Origin of the sequence: Bacillus basilensis, assembly GCF_050630465.1 — a bacterium.
GTDB lineage: Bacteria > Bacillota > Bacilli > Bacillales > Bacillaceae_G > Bacillus_A > Bacillus_A basilensis.
Genome location: NZ_JBNTQO010000002.1, coordinates 405,913 through 426,513, shown reverse-complemented (window position 1 = coordinate 426,513; position 20,601 = coordinate 405,913). Strand labels below are relative to the sequence as shown.

The 20,601-nt window shown below is 38.1% G+C and carries 20 protein-coding genes and 1 other annotated feature; all 20 genes read right to left on the bottom strand.

Annotated elements, in window-relative coordinates:
* Window position 1 precedes the first annotated feature (1 nt).
* Window positions 2-634, bottom strand: a complete 633-nt coding sequence (pyrE, locus tag ACQVV1_RS05700; protein ID WP_000711449.1) for an orotate phosphoribosyltransferase — start codon at window positions 632-634, stop codon at window positions 2-4.
* A complete protein-coding gene (pyrF, locus tag ACQVV1_RS05695; RefSeq protein ID WP_000083496.1) occupies window positions 631-1,347 on the bottom strand; it encodes an orotidine-5'-phosphate decarboxylase in 717 nt (238 codons plus the stop codon). The genes pyrE and pyrF overlap by 4 nt, the downstream gene beginning before the upstream one ends.
* Window positions 1,332-2,261, bottom strand: a complete 930-nt coding sequence (pyrD, locus tag ACQVV1_RS05690) for a dihydroorotate oxidase B catalytic subunit (RefSeq protein ID WP_242252037.1) — start codon at window positions 2,259-2,261, stop codon at window positions 1,332-1,334. Before pyrD ends, pyrF begins: the two co-directional genes overlap by 16 nt.
* Window positions 2,258-3,037, bottom strand: coding sequence for a dihydroorotate oxidase B electron transfer subunit (gene pyrK, locus ACQVV1_RS05685; protein ID WP_000983359.1), 780 nt, complete (start codon window positions 3,035-3,037; stop codon window positions 2,258-2,260). Before pyrK ends, pyrD begins: the two co-directional genes overlap by 4 nt.
* On the bottom strand, window positions 3,034-6,252 hold the full coding sequence (gene carB, locus ACQVV1_RS05680) for a carbamoyl-phosphate synthase large subunit (protein ID WP_063221163.1): 3,219 nt from the start codon (window positions 6,250-6,252) through the stop codon (window positions 3,034-3,036). The genes pyrK and carB overlap by 4 nt, the downstream gene beginning before the upstream one ends.
* A complete protein-coding gene (locus tag ACQVV1_RS05675; protein WP_242252038.1) occupies window positions 6,237-7,334 on the bottom strand; it encodes a carbamoyl phosphate synthase small subunit in 1,098 nt (365 codons plus the stop codon). The genes carB and ACQVV1_RS05675 overlap by 16 nt, the downstream gene beginning before the upstream one ends.
* A complete protein-coding gene (gene pyrC / locus ACQVV1_RS05670) occupies window positions 7,331-8,617 on the bottom strand; it encodes a dihydroorotase (protein ID WP_242252039.1) in 1,287 nt (428 codons plus the stop codon). Before pyrC ends, ACQVV1_RS05675 begins: the two co-directional genes overlap by 4 nt.
* Window positions 8,601-9,515: an aspartate carbamoyltransferase gene (gene pyrB, locus ACQVV1_RS05665; RefSeq protein WP_242252040.1), complete on the bottom strand. Its 915-nt coding sequence runs from the start codon at window positions 9,513-9,515 to the stop codon at window positions 8,601-8,603. Before pyrB ends, pyrC begins: the two co-directional genes overlap by 17 nt.
* Before the next feature lie 148 nt (window positions 9,516-9,663).
* Entirely contained in the window at window positions 9,664-10,947 is a 1,284-nt protein-coding gene (gene uraA / locus ACQVV1_RS05660; protein ID WP_242252041.1) for a uracil permease, read from the bottom strand.
* Between the two features lie 146 nt (window positions 10,948-11,093).
* Complete coding sequence (gene pyrR / locus ACQVV1_RS05655; RefSeq protein ID WP_001156490.1) at window positions 11,094-11,636, bottom strand: bifunctional pyrimidine operon transcriptional regulator/uracil phosphoribosyltransferase; 543 nt, start codon at window positions 11,634-11,636, stop codon at window positions 11,094-11,096.
* A gap of 204 nt (window positions 11,637-11,840) precedes the next feature.
* A complete protein-coding gene (locus ACQVV1_RS05650; protein ID WP_431168683.1) occupies window positions 11,841-12,749 on the bottom strand; it encodes an RluA family pseudouridine synthase in 909 nt (302 codons plus the stop codon).
* 4 nt (window positions 12,750-12,753) lie between these two features.
* Entirely contained in the window at window positions 12,754-13,212 is a 459-nt protein-coding gene (gene lspA / locus ACQVV1_RS05645; RefSeq protein ID WP_063221166.1) for a lipoprotein signal peptidase LspA, read from the bottom strand.
* 124 nt (window positions 13,213-13,336) lie between these two features.
* Entirely contained in the window at window positions 13,337-13,666 is a 330-nt protein-coding gene (locus ACQVV1_RS05640; RefSeq protein WP_001004659.1) for a TraR/DksA C4-type zinc finger protein, read from the bottom strand.
* Window positions 13,667-13,820: 154 nt separating this feature from the next.
* Window positions 13,821-16,586: an isoleucine--tRNA ligase gene (gene ileS2 / locus ACQVV1_RS05635; protein WP_060632027.1), complete on the bottom strand. Its 2,766-nt coding sequence runs from the start codon at window positions 16,584-16,586 to the stop codon at window positions 13,821-13,823.
* Window positions 16,587-16,657: 71 nt separating this feature from the next.
* Window positions 16,658-16,882, bottom strand: a binding site (T-box leader).
* A 51-nt stretch (window positions 16,883-16,933) separates the two neighbouring features.
* Window positions 16,934-17,440, bottom strand: a complete 507-nt coding sequence (gene divIVA, locus ACQVV1_RS05630) for a septum site-determining protein DivIVA (RefSeq protein ID WP_001131611.1) — start codon at window positions 17,438-17,440, stop codon at window positions 16,934-16,936.
* 89 nt (window positions 17,441-17,529) lie between these two features.
* Window positions 17,530-18,297: a YlmH family RNA-binding protein gene (locus ACQVV1_RS05625; RefSeq protein ID WP_098555024.1), complete on the bottom strand. Its 768-nt coding sequence runs from the start codon at window positions 18,295-18,297 to the stop codon at window positions 17,530-17,532.
* A gap of 15 nt (window positions 18,298-18,312) precedes the next feature.
* Window positions 18,313-18,576 (bottom strand): YggT family protein, encoded by a 264-nt coding sequence (locus ACQVV1_RS05620; RefSeq protein ID WP_060632029.1) that lies wholly within the window; start codon window positions 18,574-18,576, stop codon window positions 18,313-18,315.
* A gap of 6 nt (window positions 18,577-18,582) precedes the next feature.
* On the bottom strand, window positions 18,583-19,053 hold the full coding sequence (locus tag ACQVV1_RS05615) for a cell division protein SepF (RefSeq protein ID WP_000119136.1): 471 nt from the start codon (window positions 19,051-19,053) through the stop codon (window positions 18,583-18,585).
* Between the two features lie 19 nt (window positions 19,054-19,072).
* Window positions 19,073-19,747, bottom strand: a complete 675-nt coding sequence (locus tag ACQVV1_RS05610; protein ID WP_431168682.1) for a YggS family pyridoxal phosphate-dependent enzyme — start codon at window positions 19,745-19,747, stop codon at window positions 19,073-19,075.
* Window positions 19,744-20,562, bottom strand: a complete 819-nt coding sequence (gene pgeF / locus ACQVV1_RS05605) for a peptidoglycan editing factor PgeF (RefSeq protein ID WP_431168681.1) — start codon at window positions 20,560-20,562, stop codon at window positions 19,744-19,746. Before pgeF ends, ACQVV1_RS05610 begins: the two co-directional genes overlap by 4 nt.
* Window positions 20,563-20,601 lie beyond the last annotated feature (39 nt).

Genomic DNA, 20,601 nt, shown 5'->3' with positions numbered 1-20,601 from the left:
GTTACGCTGTGATCCAAGCTTCATTAGCTGGATTTTTACGCCACTCTTGTAATTTTTTCGTTTCAGCTTGTCCGATCATACCTTTTTCTGCTGCAACTTCAGTTAATGCACTGTAATCACTTAAAGAATATGATGCTACGTTCGCTGCTTCTAGTTTTTCTTTTCCTGCTTCAAGCTCGTATGTGAAGATTGATACGATTCCTAATACTTCACAGCCAGCTTCGCGAAGTGCTTCTACACATGTAATTGCACTACCGCCAGTTGAAATTAAGTCTTCTACTACTACTACTTTTTGACCTTTTTCAGCTTTTCCTTCGATTTGGTTCCCTTTACCGTGACCTTTTGCTTTACTACGTACGTAGCACATTGGTAAATCCATACGATCGCTTACCCATGCAGCGTGCGCAATACCAGCTGTTGCTGTTCCTGCAATAACTTCTACAGTTGGGAAGTGCTCTTTAATTAACTCTTCTAATCCAGCTGCAATCGCTTGACGTACTTTTGGATAGGATAAAGTTAAACGGTTATCACAATAAATTGGTGATTTCATACCTGAAGACCATGTGAATGGATCATTCGGTTGTAAAAATACTGCTCCAATTTCTAATAAATGCGATGCGATTTCTTTTTTCATACTGTTACACCTTCCCACTGTTGTTTTACTGTTTTATACGCTTCAAGCGGATTTTCTGCTTTTGTAATACTACGTCCAACTACGATGTAGCTTGAGCCAAGTTCCCTCGCACGTTTCGGTGTTGCTACGCGCACCTGATCATTTACATCATCGCTTGCAAGACGAATCCCCGGTGTTACTGTTACAAATTCATTTCCGCATACTTCACGTAATTTTGGAACTTCAAGCGTTGAGCAAACAACGCCATCCAGTCCACTTTCTTTCGTTAATTTTGCATAATGAGCAACCGCTTCTTCTAACGTTTTCTCAATGCCGATCTCTTTTTTCATCATAGCTTCCGAAGTGCTTGTTAGTTGTGTAACTGCAATACAAATCGGTCTCTCTTTTCCTTCTTGCTTACCTTCCTCTAATCCCTCAATCGCAGCTTTCATCATACTGCTTCCCCCAGCAGCATGAACATTTACCATATCAACATCTAGACTAGCTAGGCTACGCATAGCGCTTTTTACCGTATTTGGAATATCATGAAGTTTTAAATCTAGAAAGATCTTATGCCCTTTTTCTTTTAAGTACGTAATAATCGCAGGGCCTTCTTTGTAAAATAACTCCATACCAACTTTGACAAATAACTCTTCCCCTTCAAAGTGGCGCAAGAATTGTTCTACATCTTGTTTCCCCGGAAAATCTAGTGCAACGATTAACGACTGTGACATGTTTGCTTCCAGCTCCTTCCTTGACATTCCGAAATGTGATCAAATCCTAATTCATCTAGTAATGCTGGTAACTCTTTAATAATTGTCGGACATACGAACGGATCGATAAAGTTCGCTGTACCAACTGCAACTGCGCTTGCGCCAGCGTAGAAGAATTCAATTACATCTTCCGCTGTTTCAATACCACCCATTCCGATAATTGGAATGTTAACCGCTTGGCTTACTTCATGTACCATACGAATTGCTACTGGCTTAATCGCAGGACCTGATAATCCGCCTGTACGGTTTGCTAAAATTGGTTTAGCTGTTTTTAAATCTAGACGCATACCAAGCAATGTATTAATCATCGTTAAACCATCTGCACCTGCATTTTCAATCGCTTTTGCAATTTCCACAATGTTTGCCACGTTCGGTGACAACTTCACATATACAGGTACTTCAGAAACCTCTTTTACTCGCTTCGTTAAATCAGCAGCAATTTCAGGATTTGTACCAAAGGCGATACCACCTGTTTTTACGTTCGGACAAGAAATGTTTAATTCTAGCGCATGGACATTAGGCGCTTTAGAAATTTCCTTTGCAACCGCCACGTAATCCTCAGCTTGTGAGCCTGCAACGTTCGCAATGATTGGAAGATCAAATTGTTCGAGAAAAGGTAATTCAGAATTCATTACTTTTTCTAATCCTGGGTTTTGAAGTCCGATTGCATTTAACATGCCGCCCGGTGTTTCAGCAACACGAGGCGTCGGATTTCCATAGCGTGGTTGTTCTGTCGTCGCTTTGATCATGATTGATCCTAGTACACTTAAATCGTAAAACTGTGCATATTCACGACCAAATCCAAAGCATCCAGATGCCGGTATAATTGGATTTTTTAATGATAATCCTGGTAATTCAACTTGCAATCTGTTCATAGTACAACCTCCCCGATTGGAAATACTGGTCCGTCGCTACACACCTTCTTGTAAGAATGTCCACTTGGATCTTCTTGTAAGTGGCATACACATGCGAAACAAGCTCCAATACCACAGCCCATACGTTCTTCTAATGAAATATAGGCTTTTTTCTCTTTGTAACGTCCTTCTAATGCACGAAGCATCGCTAACGGACCACATGAATAAAGAATATCAAAGTCAATTCCGTAATTATCAATTACATCTGTGACAAATCCTTTTGTACCGTGTGTACCGTCTACTGTCGCAACGTACGTATCACCAAGTTCTGCAAATTTTTCTTCATAGAAAACAACATCTTTCGTTTGAAAACCTAAGATGTGAATTACGCGTACACCTTTTGCAACGAGGCGCTGTGATAATTCATAAAGTGGTGGTACACCAATTCCCCCGCCTACTAGTAAAGCTGTTTGACCAGCTTCTGCTTCTTCTACAGGAAAACCGTGTCCTAATGGTCCTAGTACGTCTACCATTTCACCTTGTTTTCTAGTTGCTAATGTTTTTGTCCCTTGTCCTTCTGCACGATATAGCATTGTAAATTCGTTCTTCTCTTGATCTACATTACAAATACTAATCGGGCGGCGCAGAAGGGGCGCAATGCCCTCTGCTACCTTAATGTGCACAAACTGCCCTGGTTCGTTCATTTGCTGTACTAAAGTTCCTTGAAGCACTAATTCGTAAATGTTTTTTGCGATTTCTTTTTGATTAACGACGATCATATTTTGCTTTTGCATCATGCATGTACCACCTCGTGACGCTTTGTTTGCGTAATTTCTTTCATTGAATGAGCTGAGAATGTCATAGATTCTAATACTCGTAAGATTGCTCTCGTTGTATCAAGTGATGTTAAGCAAGCCACACCATTTTCTACTGATTCACGGCGAATGCGGAAACCATCACGCGCTGGTTGTTTGCCTTTTGTTAATGTATTGATTACAAACTGTGCTTTTCCTTGACGGATAATATCAAGTAAGTTGTATTCTTCAGAATCAATTTTATTAACAACTTGCACTGGAATGTTTTGCTCTGCTAACGATTGTGCTGTTCCAGCTGTTGCTAATAAGTTATAGCCGATTTCGTGGAAACGTTTTGCAATTTCCATTGCTTCTTCTTTATCTTTATCCGCTACAGTGATGATTACTGATCCGTGCGTTGGGATGTTAATTCCTGAAGCAACTAACCCTTTGTATAATGCTTTTTCAAGTGTTAAGTCTTTCCCCATTACTTCCCCTGTTGATTTCATTTCAGGTCCTAATGTTGTATCAACCGAACGTAGCTTCGCAAATGAGAATACCGGTGCTTTTACATACACTTCTTTCTCTTCTGGGTGATAACCAGTTCCATATCCTTGTTCTACAAGATCTTGACCTAAAATAACTTTCGTTGCAACATTCGCCATCGGTACGCCTGTAATTTTACTTAAGAATGGTACTGTACGGCTCGCACGTGGATTTACTTCAATTACATACACTTCATCTTTGAATACTACAAACTGAATGTTTAGTAATCCAACAATGTTTAAACCTTTTCCAAGTGCAATTGTATGCTCAATAATTTGTTCTTTCAGTTTTGCAGATAAGCTTTGTGGTGGATATACTCCGATTGAGTCACCAGAGTGAACTCCAGCGCGTTCAATATGTTCCATAATACCTGGAATGAATACATTCTCACCGTCTGAAATTGCATCTACTTCAATTTCTTTACCAACCATGTATCGGTCGATTAATACTGGGTGATCAGCGTGAACTTTAACCGCATTTTTCATGTAGTGCAGCAGTTCTTCTTGACGATATACGATTTCCATCGCACGTCCACCTAGTACGTAAGATGGTCTTACTAATACTGGATAACCAATTTTGTCAGCGATTGCTACCGCTTGCTCTACAGTCGTTGCCGTTTTACCAACTGGTTGCGGGATACCAAGCTGTGTTAGAGCTGCCTCAAACTTATCACGATCTTCTGCACGGTCTAAATCTTCAAGTGATGTTCCTAAGATTTTCACACCATGAGCCTCTAATTTAGCAGCTAAGTTAATTGCCGTTTGTCCACCGAATTGGACGATAACACCTTCTGGCTTTTCTAAATCGATAATGTGCATTACATCTTCGATTGTTAATGGTTCAAAGTATAATTTATCAGAAATACTGAAGTCTGTTGAAACTGTTTCTGGATTGTTATTAACAATGATTGCCTCATAGCCAGCTTCTTTAATTGCCCATACAGAGTGAACTGTTGCGTAGTCAAACTCAACCCCTTGACCGATACGGATTGGACCAGACCCTAGTACAACAACACTCTTACGATCTGTTCTAACCGATTCATTCTCGTCACCATATGTGCTGTAGTAGTATGGTGTTGCAGATTCAAACTCTGCCGCACAAGTATCTACCATTTTATAAACAGGAGTGATATTGCTTTCTTTACGCATATCGTAAATTTCACGCTCTGTTTTGTTCCAAGCTGCTGCAATGTAGTGATCGCTGAAGCCCATTTCTTTCGCAGTTTGTAGTACTTCCATATTTCCTACATTCGCTTTTACTTCACGTTCCATATTTACGATGTTTTCAACTTTTTGTAAGAAGAAGAAGTCCATTTCACACCAATCGTTAATTTCTTCTTTCGTTACACCTTGACGAATTGCTTCTGCTACAATAAACAGTCGCTCATCATCAGCTTTTATAATACGTTTTTTCATTGTTTCTTTATCAAGTTCTTTTAAATGCTCTAATTCTAAGTGATAAACACCAAGTTCTAAAGAACGAACCGCTTTTAATAATGACTGTTCTAAGTTACGTCCGATTGACATAACTTCACCAGTTGCCTTCATTTGCGTACCAAGTGTTCTGTTTGCTGATTCAAACTTATCAAATGGCCAGCGTGGTATTTTTGAAACAACATAGTCTAATGCTGGCTCGAAGCAAGCGTATGTTTTTTGTGTTACTGGGTTTATAATTTCATCTAACGTTAAGCCTACTGCAATTTTCGCTGCTAATTTCGCAATTGGATAACCAGTTGCTTTAGATGCTAGTGCAGATGAACGACTTACACGTGGGTTTACTTCGATTACATAGTACTGGAAGCTATGTGGATCCAGTGCAAGCTGAACGTTACATCCACCTTCAATTCCTAATGCACGAATAATTCGTAATGAAGTGTTCCGTAACATTTGATACTCACGGTCACTTAACGTTTGGCTCGGCGCTACAACGATAGAATCACCTGTATGAACCCCAACTGGATCGATATTTTCCATATTACATACTACAATCGCATTATCATTCGAGTCACGCATTACTTCATATTCAATTTCCTTACAGCCAGCAATACTTTTCTCTAATAAACATTGTGTCACTGGACTATGTTTTAAACCACCTGATACAATTTCAATTAATTCTTCTTCATTACTACAGATTCCGCCACCTGTTCCACCCATTGTAAATGCTGGGCGAACAATAACTGGATAACCAATTTCTTTTACAAATTCATGTGCTTCTTCTAGCGTATGAATAATGGTACTAGATGGAATTGGTTCATTTAATTCCTGCATTAATGTACGGAATAAATCACGATCTTCTGCTTGCTCAATTGCTGATAATTTTGTTCCTAAAATTTCAACTCCACATTCTTCAAGTATGCCTGATTTCGCAAGTTCGACAGCCATATTTAAACCTGTTTGACCACCTAATGTTGGCAGGATTGCATCTGGACGTTCTTTACGAATGATACGGCTTACGAATTCTAGTGTTAATGGTTCTATATATACTTTATCTGCTGTTGCAGTATCTGTCATAATTGTTGCTGGGTTAGAGTTAACAAGGATTACTTTGTAACCTTCTTCTCTAAGAGATTGACAAGCTTGTGTACCAGAGTAATCAAACTCTGCTGCTTGCCCAATTACAATTGGTCCTGATCCGATTACTAAAATTGTGTTAATGTCTAGGCGTTTTGGCATAACTCTTCCCCTTCTTTCTTGAAGTTTTCAATCATTTCTAAGAAATCTTCGAATAAATCATTTGCATCTTCTGGTCCTGCTGAAGCTTCTGGATGATACTGTACTGTAAATGCTGGGAACTTCGTATGACGAAGACCTTCTACTGTTCCATCATTTAAAGCGACATGTGTAATTTCAAGTTCTGTATTTTTAACTGATTCTTCTTCTACTGCATAACCATGGTTTTGAGATGTAATTGCTACTTTTCCAGTTGCAAGATGTTTTACTGGATGGTTTAAACCACGGTGACCAAATTTTAACTTACTTGTATTCGCACCAGATGCTAGAGCGAATAGTTGATGTCCTAAGCAAATTCCGAATAAAGGAACTTTACCGATAATGTCTTTTAACATTTCAATCGCTTCTGGTACATCTTTTGGATCTCCAGGTCCGTTACTTAACATGATTCCATCTGGGCTAAGGCGTAAAATCTCTTCTGCTGTTGTATTGTAAGGTACTACAATTACATCGCAGTCACGTTTATTTAATTCTCGTAAAATACCATGTTTCATTCCAAAGTCTACAAGTACAACGCGATGTCCACGGCCTGGGCTTGGGTATGGATCTTTCGTTGATACGCGTTTCACGTGATCTGTAAATACTGTCGCTTTTAATTGGCTCACGATGTATTCTACATCTGCATCCATGTTACATAGACGTCCACGTAATGTACCGTATTGACGAATTTTTCTCGTTAATTTTCTTGTATCAATTCCTGCTAAGCCTGGGATGTTTCTTTCTTTTAAGTAATCATTTAACGAAATTTCATTACGGAAGTTTGATGGGTGATCACAAATTTCGTTTACGATTAAACCATTTACAGATGGGTGAATCGATTCAAAATCGTCACGGTTAATGCCGTAGTTTCCGATTAATGGGTACGTGAATGTTACGATTTGACCGCAATATGATGGATCAGATAATGTTTCTTGATATCCAGTCATTCCTGTTGTGAATACAACCTCACCTGACTTTTCAATTGCTCCTCCGAAACCTTTTCCAATTAATACTGTTCCATCTTCTAAGATAAGTTGTCTTTTCATACTAATGCACTCTCCTTTTGCCATGCGATCTTACCACCAACGATTGTCATTACCGGCCATCCTTGGCATTTCCAACCTGCGAATGGTGTATTTTTTCCTTTTGATAGGAATGTTGCTGGGTCAATCTCTTCTTCTTGTTCTAAATCAATGATTGTAATATCAGCTGTTCTACCTTCTTTCAGGCGACCTGCTTCTAAACCAAATGTATCAGCTGGCTTTTCTGTTAAGAATTGAATTAACTGCTCTAGTGTAATGATTCCTTTTTTCACAAGGTTTGTGTAAAGAAGTGGGAATGCTGTTTCAAAACCAGTAATTCCGAATGGTGCTCTTTCAATTCCTTGTGCTTTCTCTTCTGCTGTATGCGGTGCATGATCTGTTGCGATCATATCGATCGTGCCATCTAATAAACCTTCAATTAGTGCTGCGTGATCTTCTTTTCCACGAAGCGGTGGGTTCATTTTAAAGTTAGGATCAGCTGATGGGATATCATCTTCACATAACACTAGGTGATGAGGTGTTACCTCTGCAGTTACTTTAATTCCAGCGCGTTTCGCATCACGAATTACACGTACTGATCCTTTTGTACTTACGTGACATACGTGATAGTGACAATCTGCCGCTTCAGCAAGCAGTATATCCCTTGCAATATGTACAGATTCACATACTGATGGGATACCGTTTAATCCGTGTTTCTCAGAAAACTTCCCTTCATGTACACAACCTTTATTAATAAGAGTATTCTCTTCACAGTGCGCAACTACTGCCATATTTAATTTCGCTGCACGCTTCATAGCAGCTAACATCATGCTAGCATCTTGTACGCCTACACCGTCATCTGTGAAAGCAAATGCTCCAAGTTCTTTTAACGTTTCGAAATCTGTCATTTCAGAACCCGCTTGACGTACTGTAATTGCTCCATATGGTAGTACGTTGACATGCGCTTTTTCTTTAATACGATTTTGCAAGTCTTCCATATGTTCTCTGCAATCTGGTACTGGGCGTGTATTTGGCATTGCACAAATTGTAGTGAATCCACCTTTTGCCGCTGCTAGTGTACCTGTTTCAATTGTTTCTTTATGTTCACCACCTGGTTCACGAAGGTGTACGTGTACATCTACTAATCCAGGTGCGATTAACTTTCCGTTCACATCGATTACTTCAGCATTATCTGCCGTAATATTTTCTGCTACCTTAGCGATTTTACCGTCTTGTACGAGAAGATCCGTTGCTACGATTTTTCCTTCTTCATTCATATAACGACCATTTTTAAACAAATAATTCATGTTTCATTCCTCCTAATACATTTGGTAAGGCGCGTTTTAGTACAGCCATTCTTACGTAAACTCCATTTTCCATTTGTTTAAATATGCGTGAACGCTCACACTCAACAAGTTCACTTGCAATTTCAACATCACGGTTTACAGGAGCTGGATGCATAATAATGCTTCCTTCTTTCATACGATTTTCTCTTTCCACTGTTAATCCGTGGTTCTCATGATACTCTTTCATAATGTCTGTTTCATAATGATCATGACGCTCATGTTGTACACGAAGTAACATCATTACATCCACTTCTGGAACAAGTTCATCTAATGGTTTGTATGTTCCAAATGTGTTGTCTTCATCTTTCCACTCTTCTGGACTTGCAAAGTAAATTGTTGCACCCAGCTTCGTTAATGCTTCTGCATTAGAACGTGCTACTCGGCTATGACGAACATCTCCTACTATTGCAATCTTCAAACCTTCAAATCTTCCAAACTCTTGTTTAATTGTAAGAAGGTCGAGTAGGCACTGTGTTGGGTGGTTTCCACATCCATCTCCAGCGTTTAAGATTGGAATATTCACCTGTTCTTTTAGTTCATCGAAGTAGCGATCTTGCTCGTGACGGATGACCACTGCTTTTGTTCCGATTGATTCTAGTGTTCTTATCGTATCGTATAAAGTTTCTCCTTTTTGTACGCTAGATGCATCAGCTGAAAAGTTTAAAACATCAAGTCCTAATCTCTTCTCAGCAACTTCAAAGCTAAATCTCGTTCTCGTACTATTCTCAAAGAACAAGTTCGCAACAAAAGTTTGCTCTGTCGTTTTGCTCTCTTTCCCATTCGCGAAATCTTCTGCGTCTTTTAGGATTTCTGAAATTTCTACTTCCGATAATTCGCTCATCGTTAACAAATGGCTCATCGTCATCCCTCATCTTTCTGGTTTTTATGTTACCACTTTTGTATTTTTATAACAACCTTTGCATAAAAATACCCTAGTCATGTGAGACTAGGGTGCAAGAAAGAAGCCACCCTTTCCAGTCTCACAGGACTGAATTAAAAGGTTATTATTATGAAGCAATCTGCTTAGATTGGTTTATTTGTTTTGTTTCCGGTAGTAGTAGATTTAACAGCACACCTACAATTGCTGCTAGTGCCATTCCTTCTACTTGGAATGATTCCCCTACGTGAAGTACCGCTCCACCAATACCGATTACTAGTATTACTGATGCAATCATTAAGTTTCGTTTGTCACTTAAATCTGTTTTATCGTCTACCATCATGCGTAATCCGCTTGATGCGATTACACCGAATAGTAAGATTGATACACCACCCATAACTGGTGTTGGGATCGAATGAATCAGTGCAGAAATCTTACCGATAAATCCGAACATGATTGCGAATACTGCTGAACCGATGAATAAGTATACACTGTACGCTCTCGTAATTGCTAGCACACCGATGTTTTCACCATACGTTGTATTCGGTGGCCCACCGATTAGTGATGCGATTAATGTTGCTATCCCATCACCGAAGATTGAACGGTGTAAACCTGGTTTTTCAATTAAATCTCTTTTAATAACATTTCCTAGTACAATTTGATGTCCGATATGTTCTGAAATTGTTACTAGTGCAACTGGTACCATCAAGAGTACAATCTTCCATGAAAACTCTGGTGTGTATGTTACAAATGGTACTGTGAAATCTGGTACAACAAACCATTTCGCCTCAGCTACCGGCTTTAAGTCTACTAGCCCTTGGAAGTAAGCGAAGATATATCCGCCGATAATGCCAAGTAACACTGGTATGATACTGAAAAATCCTCTTCCGAATATCGAGCATATAATTGTAATTGCTAATGTTACTAATGCTACTGAAAAGTGTGTAAAGCTATATTTGCCATCCGCACCGTTCATCGCCATGTTCACTGCTGTATGTGCTAAAGCTAGACCGATTACCATTACTACTGGACCAACTACGATTGGCGGAAGTAATTTCATAATCCACTCTGATCCTGATTTCTTAATTCCGAGTGAGATTAAGATGTACACAAGTCCTGCTAGCAAACCACCGAGCATTGCTGCTCCAGGTCCCCCTGCTGTTTTCGCTGTAATAATCGGTGCGATAAAGGCGAATGATGATCCTAGGTAGGCCGGTACTTGACCTTTCGTTATAAGAAGAAACGCTAACGTTCCTAATCCACTTGATATTAATGCTACTGACGGATTCAATCCTGTTAAAAACGGAACAAGCACTGTTGATCCAAACATCGCGAACAAATGTTGTATACTTAAAAATAACCATTTTCCCGGTTTCGGTACTTCATTAACATCTAACACTGGCTTTTGTTCCATTGTTACATCCTCCTTCAGTTTAATTCTTTGCAATAAAAAAACTCTTTGTGCCTGTGCACAAAGAGTCCTACACTTTCGTATGCCAAATTTGACATATGAAAGCCAAGACCCTTTGGCAGCCTCACAGGACTACATTTAAAAGGGCTTTACTTATCGTATATGCTTACTCGATCTTGTTGATCTGTCTCTTGCAAATCAACTTCGATACGCTCTTCACTTGATGTTGGAATGTTCTTTCCTACATAATCAGCGCGAATTGGTAGTTCACGATGACCTCTATCAACAAGAACTGCTAGTTGGATTTGTGATGGTCTACCTAAATCCATAAGAGCATCCATTGCTGCTCGAACTGTTCTGCCTGTATATAATACATCATCCACAAGGATAACTTTTTTCTTCGTAATATCTACAGGGATATCAGAACCTTTTACAAGTGGTTCTTCATTTTTCGATTGTAGCGTTAGATCATCACGGTATAACGTAATATCTAACTCTCCAACTTCCATTTCTTTTCCTTCAATTTGACCAATTCGTTCTGCCAAACGTTGTGCAATAAAAATTCCACGAGTTTTAATTCCGACAAGAACACAATTATCGACACCTTTATTTCGTTCCACGATTTCATGACTAATTCGTGTTAAAGCGCGGCGAATCATTTGGTCATCTAAAACGACAGCTTTCTCTTGCATGCTCTACACCTCCAAGCTTTTTTTCTTGCGTGAGAGTAATGGTATAAAAAAAGTCCTCTCAGCGTGTGCGAGAGGACTTTTGAAAAAAGGGTAAAGCATACCCTAAGTATTTCAAACCGTTACCTTCTCAACCTCACGGGGCTGTGTTAAAGGATCATTATTTAACTGTTGTCAGTATCTCAGTTTTCTTATGATTTGTCAATACTATTTCCGTAAAATATTTAATGCATCTTCAAACACTTCTGGAATCGGTGCCTCAAACTGAATATATTCACCAGTACGAGGGTGGTCAAATCCTAAAATACCTGCATGAAGTGCTTGTCCATTCATGTCTAATGTTTTCTTTGGTCCATACTTTGGATCTCCTGCAAGTGGATAGCCAATATATTTCATATGAACACGAATTTGGTGCGTGCGTCCTGTTTCTAAGCGACATTCTACAAGTGTGAAATCTTTGAAACGCTCTAACACTTGGAAGTGAGTAACAGCGTTCTTACCGTTTTCATCAACTGTCATACTTTGACGCTCTTTCTTATCGCGACCAATCGGAGCATCAATCGTTCCCTTATCATGCGGGATAACACCGTGTACAATCGCTTTGTAACGTCTTGTTACTGTTTTTGCTACAAGTTGATTTACAAGTGATTCGTGTGCCATATCATTTTTAGCAACCATTAATAGGCCAGATGTATCCTTATCAATACGATGCACGATACCAGGACGCATTACACCGTTAATGCCTGATAAATCTGTACAATGATGCATAAGACCATTTACAAGTGTACCACTTGTATGACCTGGTGCTGGATGTACAACCATACCACGTGGCTTATTTACAACAAGCACATCTGCATCTTCATAATAAATTTCTAAGTTCATATCTTCTGCTTGAATATCTAACGCTTCTGGCTCAGGAATCGTTACTGTAATTTCATCATTTTCTTTAACTTTATAATTTACTTTTACCGATTTCCCATTAACTGTTACAACGTCATCTTTAATCCATTGCTGTACTTGTGAACGTGACCATTCACTGTTTATTTCTGCAACGAATTTATCAATTCGCTCATTTTTTTGCTCTTCTACAACTGTTACTTGTACTACTTCACTCATTCAATTACTCCTTCGCTTTCTTGCCTTCTAATAATGTTTGAATAATAATTAATACAACACCAATACATAATGCTGAATCAGCTATATTAAATACTGGATAGTTGTACGAGAAAATATACACGTGAATGAAATCCACTACTTCTTGTCTAAATACACGATCAATAAAGTTACCAATTGCTCCGCCTAATATTAGACCTAATGAAATTCCTAGAAGCTTGTCTGTTTTTGCATATTTTTTCATATAAAATACGATAAATACTACAAAAATGACTGTAATAATGTAGAAGAACCACATTTTATTTTCTAAAATCCCCCAGGCAGCTCCTCTATTTCGATGTGATGTTATGTATAATACATTATCGATAATCGGAATGCTCGTACCCAATTCCATGTTTTTTACAATTAGCCATTTCGATATTTGATCGATGGCAATGACGAATAACGCTATTACATAATATATCATTTTCATTTCCCCCACAAAGACAGTGTACCTCAAAATTTTAGCATAGCTGCAACCTTTTCACAATGAACCTTTATAGAAGAATAAAATAAATTAAAAAAAGGTAATATAATATCGTTGTGCACATTCATACATTTACTTTTTCATAGAAAAATTCATGGATAGTACGGGCAGTCGGCATCGTTTTCATTTGTTTTACCGAAATTACTCTCCCTGTTTCTTCACAAATACCATACATATCTATTTCCATTTTAAATAATGCACGTTCTACATCTTTTAAATCCTCTTTTATATCATGTAATAGCAGTTTTTTCTTTATCTCTTCCTTAATTTCATATCCAAGCTCTTCGCTAAACTCTGTATCATATTTGTGCATGACCTCTTTAGCTAGTCTCTCTTGCAATTCTTTTCTCATCAATTGCAATTCTTCTTTTATTTCCATATACATTTCATTCACGTGTACATTCCTCCCAGCTGCAATGTACGATTAGTGTGTCCGAAATTTATATGCTTACCTCTCACACATTTTTCCTTCATAGGAAAGAGAGTGAAAGTTATTTCGATATACCATCAACATAAAAATGACTGCACTTTACGTGCAGTCATTTTTATTATTTTACATAATTTTCTTTAACAACTGTTGCACAACGCTCACATAATGTTTCATGTTCAGCATCTTTACCAATTGTTTCTGAAACTACCCAACAACGTTCACATGTTTCACCAGTTGCTTGAGCAACAACAACCGCTGTATGTTCATACTTAGGCGCATCTGCTGGCGCTTCTTCCATCAGACCACCAAGCTTATACTCAGAAACGATGAATAATTGCTTTAAGTCTTCGCTAATAGACTCTAGCATAGCTTTCATTTCTGCAGTTGGATATAACGTAATGCTTGCATTTAATGACTTACCGATTACTTTTTCATTACGTGCTACTTCTAACGCTTTTAATACGTCATCACGTAATGTCATGAATGCATCCCATTTTGTTTTCAATGCTTCCGCACCATCTAATTGTACAGCTTCTGGCATATCAGTTAATTGTACGCTTTCTTCTGTTACACCTGGAACATATGGCCATACTTCGTCAGCTGTATGCGGTAAGATTGGTGTTACAAGTTTTGTCAATGCAACAAGAACATCATATAATACCGTTTGAATTGCACGACGATCTTCATGGTTTGCACCTTCAATGTATAAAATGTCTTTTGCAAAGTCTAAGTAGAATGAACTTAAATCAATTGTACAGAAGTTATGAATTGCATGATATACAGCAGCGAAGTCGTATGTTTCATATGCTTCTTTTACTTTTGTAATTAAGTCATTTAATTTCACTAACATGTAACGATCTACTTCACGAAGTTCAGCTACCGCTACTGTATTTTCACTTGGCTTAAAGTCATCTAAGTTTCCTAATAAGAAACGGAATGTGTTACGGATCTTACGATACACTTCTGCTACTTGTTTTAAAATATCATCTGAAATACGTACATCAGATTGATAGTCAACAGAAGATACCCATAAGCGTAAAATGTCCCCGCCTAATTGATCCATAATTTTCTTCGGTACGACGATGTTTCCAATCGACTTACTCATTTTACGTCCTTCACCATCTAATACGAAACCATGGCTTAGTACGCCTTTATATGGAGCTTTACCTGTTACAGCAACTGCTGTTGATAATGAAGAGTTAAACCAACCACGATATTGGTCAGATCCTTCTAAATATAAATCAGCTGGACGTTGTAAGTCTTCGCGCTCTTCTAATACCGCTTGGTGAGAAGAACCTGAGTCGAACCATACATCCATGATGTCTGTTTCTTTACGGAATTCACCATTTGGGCTACCTGGATGTGTAAATCCTTCTGGTAATAGATCTTTCGCTTCACGCTCGAACCATACGTTAGAACCGTGTTCACGGAATAAATCTGCTACATGGTTAATTGTTTCATCTGTAATAATTGGATCACCATTCTCAGCATAGAATACAGGAATTGGCACACCCCATGCACGCTGACGAGAAATACACCAGTCACCACGGTCACGAACCATGTTATGAAGACGAGTTTCGCCCCATGCTGGTACCCATTTTGTTTCCGCAACAGCTTCTAATAACTCTTTACGGAATGCTTCAATAGATGCAAACCACTGAGCTGTCGCACGGAAAATAATTGGTTTTTTCGTTCTCCAATCATGTGGGTATGAATGCGTAATGAATGTTAGTTTCAGTAACGCGCCTACTTCTTCTAATTTTTCTGTAATTGGCTTGTTAGCTTTATCATAGAATAGGCCTTCAAACCCAGGTGCTTCCTCTGTTAATACACCTTTATCATCAACTGGGCAAAGTACTTCTAATCCATATTTTTTACCAACAACGAAGTCATCTTCCCCGTGTCCTGGTGCTGTATGAACACACCCTGTACCTGCATCTGTTGTTACGTGATCTCCTAGCATAACTAATGAATCACGATCGTAGAATGGATGTTTTGCAACTGTATACTCAAGTTCGCTACCTTTTACAGTTTTCACGACTTCAGCATTTTCCCACTCTAATGTTTTTGCAACTGTCTCAAATAGTTCAGAAGCAATAATATACTTTTCATCATTTACTTTTACAATGCTGTATTCAAGTTCTGGGTGAACAGAAATACCTAAGTTTGCAGGTAACGTCCAAGGTGTTGTTGTCCAGATAATGAATTTCTCATCACCTTCTAATACGTTCTTTCCATCTTTAACAGGGAATGCTACGTAAATAGATGCTGATTTTTTATCTTGGTATTCAATTTCAGCTTCTGCTAAAGCTGATTCACTCGTTGGAGACCAGTAAACTGGTTTTTGCCCTTTATAGATATAACCTTTTTTCGCCATATCACCAAACACTTTAATTTGTTGTGCTTCATAAGCTGGCTCTAAAGTAATATATGGGTTATCCCAATCAGCACGTACACCTAAACGCTTAAATTGTTCACGTTGACGTTCTACTTGTTCATATGCATACTCTGCACATAACTTACGGAACTCAGCAACTGTCATTTCTTTACGCTTTACACCTTTATTTGTTAAAGCTTGCTCAATTGGTAAACCGTGCGTATCCCAACCTGGAACATATGGTGCACAGTAACCAGTCATTGATTTATAACGAACAATAAAGTCTTTTAATACTTTATTTAATGCATGTCCCATATGAATGTCACCATTTGCATATGGAGGTCCATCATGCAGTACGAATAAAGGACGACCTTTTGTATGTTCTTGTACCTTTTCATAAATATTCATTTCAGCCCACTGTTCTTGCATTGCAGGCTCACGTTTTGGTAAATTCCCACGCATTGGGAACTCTGTTTTTGGCATTAGTAATGTATTTTTGTACTCCATGCTCAATTCCTCCTTACATGTATAAAAGAAAGACTTAAAAAACGGAATAAAAAAGAGACTTTCTCATCCCAAAAAGGGACGAGAAAGTCTCCCGCGGTACCACCCTAGTAGATCCTATACGTATGTATACAATCCTCTTTATATTCTTAACGCGAATATACGCCTACGCTTACTCTATTTGTTCAGCGCGGAACTCCAGGGTGATATTCCCATTATCTCCTTATCCTGAGCTTACACCGTCCTCAGTTCGCTATATAAGGTATGAAAAAGGTACTTATCCCTATCTTCGTTTTTCTTAATCAATATGTTGTTTAAAATTATATGTAATAATGAGAAAAACGTCAAGCTTACACTGTTTCTTCTTTTTTCAACAGCTCATCTACTTCGTCTTCTAACTCAATTAATTTATCCCAATCATCGTTGTTTAACATTTCAAGCTGTGTTTCTAATAACATACGGAAACGAGTGCGGAATACTTTCGCTTGTTTCTTCAGCTCTTCAATATCAAAAGCAACCTTTCTTGATTTTACTAATGCTTCGTTAATAATACGGTCTGCATTCTTTTCCGCTTCACGTACGATTAATTTTGCTTCTTTTTGTGCATTACGTTTTACTTCTTCCGCCGCTTCTTGTGCAACAACGATAGATTTGTTTAACGTATCTTCAATATTAGAAAAATGATCTAACTTTCCTTCTAATTGCGCAACTTTTTCTTCTAAAGCTTTCTTCTCACGAATGACTAATTCATAATCTTTGATAATTTGATCAAGAAACTCATTTACTTGATCCTCATCATAGCCACGGAATCCGCGACCAAATTCTTTGTTATGAATATCTAATGGTGTTAACGGCACAACGCCACCTCCAAGTAGTTATCTAAATTTCCTCTTTCAATTATATCTTTTCTTCGACAAAATAGGAGGATTTCCTTCTAAAAAACCAATCATTTTAGTATACCATACAAAATTCTCCATTTGTCGCGCTTTGTTCTACCTTCTACAGAAAACAATTTACTTCGTCCATATCCTCTCACTGAAAAAACATCTCCTGGATAACATTCATAAGAGGTTTGCTCCACTGTTTTCCAATTCACTTTTACTAGTCCATTTTTTATGAAAGGTTGTACTTTCTGTCTGGATATATGTAACATTTCAGCTAACATAACATCTAAACGAAGTGAAGAAACCGTTCCAGATTTCTCTCCCCACGTTTCTTGCATCTGTAGAATTTTTTCTCCTTGCACTGATGATAAGGAGACTTTCACTTTCCCTATCGATTGTAAGTTCATCTCAATATAAGATACAACTTCTTTCGCGACTACAATTTGGGCACGATTTTCTTGAAGCAAAATATCTCCACATTTTTCTCTCGTTAAACCAAGAGACATAAATGTACCTAATATTTGCCTATGTTCTAGCGTATAAAACTTGGAAGGATAGTCAATTTCTAATACCTCTACTTGAAATTCCTCTTCATTTACTACTAGATAGTCCGGATAAATGAGTGCTCTTTTACGCTCTGCATGAGGCGTTGCACCATCAAACTGTACAGCAACATCCCCTTGTCCTATTACCATATTGACAATTTGTTGTTGTCTTGGATCAAGGAAATCTGTTAGTTTCACTTGATGGTACTCCGCTGCTCGCTTCCACTCTAACACCTTATCCACAAAGACCTCTTCATCGGGTCTGAAATGTTCATAGATGCTCATGTATTTAACCTCTTACTATAAGAAATAGCGGAATATACTTACTAAACCATTCGTAGCAAGCTTTAACGCAAAAATCGCAACGAGTGGAGAGATATCAATCATACCAAGCGGCGGAATAAATCTGCGAAATGGTTCTAAATACGGTTCACAAATACGCGCAAGAAAATCTCCGAAAGTTGATTCCTTTGCACCCGGGAACCATGATAGGAGAATGTAAATAATAAGTGCCCACGAGTAAATCTCGATAGCAGTAATTAAAACGTTTAAAACTGTTACCATGGCGTATTACCACCTCTTTATATTTGTGTCTTCTTCTTCACCGAATAACTCTGAAATTGCACCAACAATATCTACATTTTCAGGCGTACACATAAATGTTTTCGGTCCTATTTTTTGAATGTCCCCGCCTATAGCGTATACAGTACCACTTAAAAAGTCAACGATACGTACAGCTTGATCAGTAGACATTCGTTGTAAATTAATCACAACAGCTCGTCTACCTTTTAAATGGTCCGCAATCCCTTGCGCTTCCGAATATGTGCGTGGTTCTAATAAAACAACTTTTGAAGATTGCTTTGCTGTTTCAATGCTCACAACATTTTGTTTCGGTTGCGCTTTTGGAAACGTAACATCTTGTTGTTCTGGCGGATCTTGCTGCTTCTTCATGTCTGTTTGCTCCTTTTCATAACTATATTGAGCTGCTTCTTTTTCTTCCGGTGTATCAAAAAAGAAGTACTTTACTTTTGACCAACTCATAATAAGATTCTCCTTCCTTTTACGCTTTTCCTACTAAAATCGTCCCCAAACGAATATATGTAGCACCTTCTTCAATCGCAATCGTGTAATCATTAGACATTCCCATTGATAATTCTTTACATGGCGCATGTAATAATTCTAGCTCCTGTACCTTTGTTTGTAGCATACGTAACTCCTTAAAACAGCGTCTGATTTCTTCCTCTTCTTCTGTAAACGGAGCCATTGTCATTAGTCCCACCACTTCAATCTTATCCAATTCTTGCAAACTTTGAATAAAAGAAATGGTTTCTTCTATTGCCAACCCTTGCTTTGAATCTTCAGATGATGTTTTCACTTGAATAAAACATTTCACTTTCTTATCCGCACGTTTTTGAATTTCTTTTGCAAGTGAAAGACGATCTAACGAATGTAAATAATCGATTTCATTAATGATTTCTTTTACTTTTCTCGTTTGTAATGATCCAATAAAATGCCAATTCACTTTTGAACCGAAATGCTCGTACTTCTGTAAGAAACCTTCATTTCTATTTTCACCTAAATCGATAATTCCAGCTTCAATTACTTCGTTTGTTTTTTCAATTCCTACCGTTTTTGTAACCGCAACGAGTTTAATATCTTGCAACGAACGTCCCGCTCGTGCGCAAGATTGTTTAATTGCTTCGTTTACAGTTGTTAATTTTTTTTGTACTGTCACTTGCTTTCTTCCTCCTTAAAACCTATGAAACTCAACATTCTCCCTGTCTTACCCTGATCACGACGATGAGAGAAAAATAGTTGTTCTTCACAGCTTGTACAAAGAGATGACATTACAATATTCTCTTCTTTTATGCCTGCTTGTACACATAATATACGATTAATTTCTTTTAAATTAATTGCATACTGCCCATCAGAAATTTTTTTATAAGGGACAGAACCGTTTACTACTTGTTCTGCCGCTGTTAACACTCGATCATCAACAACGTAACAACAATATCCAATTGCTGGTCCAATTGCAACATGAATTTCATCACTTGAAATCCCTTCTGCATTCCATTTTTGAATCATTTCTTTTGCAATCTCTTTTACAGTCCCTTTCCATCCAGCATGTGCAAGACCTATCATACCATGTGATGGTGCATAAAAATAGAGTGGAACACAATCCGCGTAACAAGATGTTAGAAGAACATCATTATTAGTCGTATAAATGCCATCTGTTTTTGAAATGCCGTCTTCATATGAATAGACGCCGCTTCCTTTTTCCTGTTGTCCTACTTTTTCAACATGATGATCATGAACTTGTTCAGAGCAAATCCAGTTTTCTAATGGTTTTTGTAACTTATTAGCTAAAATGCGTCTGTTTTCATGAACGTTCTCCACGATATCATTCACATGTAATCCTAAATTCATCGCATGAAAGGAGCCGGTACTTATCCCACCATCTTTTGTCGTAAATCCAGCAGTAATGTTTCCAAGTTCTTTCCACGCTTGTAAATACAGTATACCGTCCACATATTTAAATGGTTCTCTCATAAAGATGCTCCTTTTAATTAAAATAACAGAAAAAAGCAT

Excerpts from the sequence above, each read along its gene's own strand:
- pyrE (WP_000711449.1), bottom strand. The coding sequence starts at position 634 with ATGAAAAAAGAAATCGCATCGCATTTATTAGAAATTGGAGCAGTATTT.
- pyrF (WP_000083496.1), bottom strand. The coding sequence starts at position 1,347 with ATGTCACAGTCGTTAATCGTTGCACTAGATTTTCCGGGGAAACAAGAT.
- pyrD (WP_242252037.1), bottom strand. The coding sequence starts at position 2,261 with ATGAACAGATTGCAAGTTGAATTACCAGGATTATCATTAAAAAATCCA.
- pyrK (WP_000983359.1), bottom strand. The coding sequence starts at position 3,037 with ATGATGCAAAAGCAAAATATGATCGTCGTTAATCAAAAAGAAATCGCA.
- carB (WP_063221163.1), bottom strand. The coding sequence starts at position 6,252 with ATGCCAAAACGCCTAGACATTAACACAATTTTAGTAATCGGATCAGGA.
- ACQVV1_RS05675 (WP_242252038.1), bottom strand. The coding sequence starts at position 7,334 with ATGAAAAGACAACTTATCTTAGAAGATGGAACAGTATTAATTGGAAAA.
- pyrC (WP_242252039.1), bottom strand. The coding sequence starts at position 8,617 with ATGAATTATTTGTTTAAAAATGGTCGTTATATGAATGAAGAAGGAAAA.
- pyrB (WP_242252040.1), bottom strand. The coding sequence starts at position 9,515 with ATGAGCCATTTGTTAACGATGAGCGAATTATCGGAAGTAGAAATTTCA.
- uraA (WP_242252041.1), bottom strand. The coding sequence starts at position 10,947 with ATGGAACAAAAGCCAGTGTTAGATGTTAATGAAGTACCGAAACCGGGA.
- pyrR (WP_001156490.1), bottom strand. The coding sequence starts at position 11,636 with ATGCAAGAGAAAGCTGTCGTTTTAGATGACCAAATGATTCGCCGCGCT.
- ACQVV1_RS05650 (WP_431168683.1), bottom strand. The coding sequence starts at position 12,749 with ATGAGTGAAGTAGTACAAGTAACAGTTGTAGAAGAGCAAAAAAATGAG.
- lspA (WP_063221166.1), bottom strand. The coding sequence starts at position 13,212 with ATGATATATTATGTAATAGCGTTATTCGTCATTGCCATCGATCAAATA.
- ileS2 (WP_060632027.1), bottom strand. The coding sequence starts at position 16,586 with ATGGAGTACAAAAATACATTACTAATGCCAAAAACAGAGTTCCCAATG.
- ACQVV1_RS05625 (WP_098555024.1), bottom strand. The coding sequence starts at position 18,297 with ATGAGCATCTATGAACATTTCAGACCCGATGAAGAGGTCTTTGTGGAT.
- ACQVV1_RS05620 (WP_060632029.1), bottom strand. The coding sequence starts at position 18,576 with ATGGTAACAGTTTTAAACGTTTTAATTACTGCTATCGAGATTTACTCG.
- ACQVV1_RS05615 (WP_000119136.1), bottom strand. The coding sequence starts at position 19,053 with ATGAGTTGGTCAAAAGTAAAGTACTTCTTTTTTGATACACCGGAAGAA.
- pgeF (WP_431168681.1), bottom strand. The coding sequence starts at position 20,562 with ATGAGAGAACCATTTAAATATGTGGACGGTATACTGTATTTACAAGCG.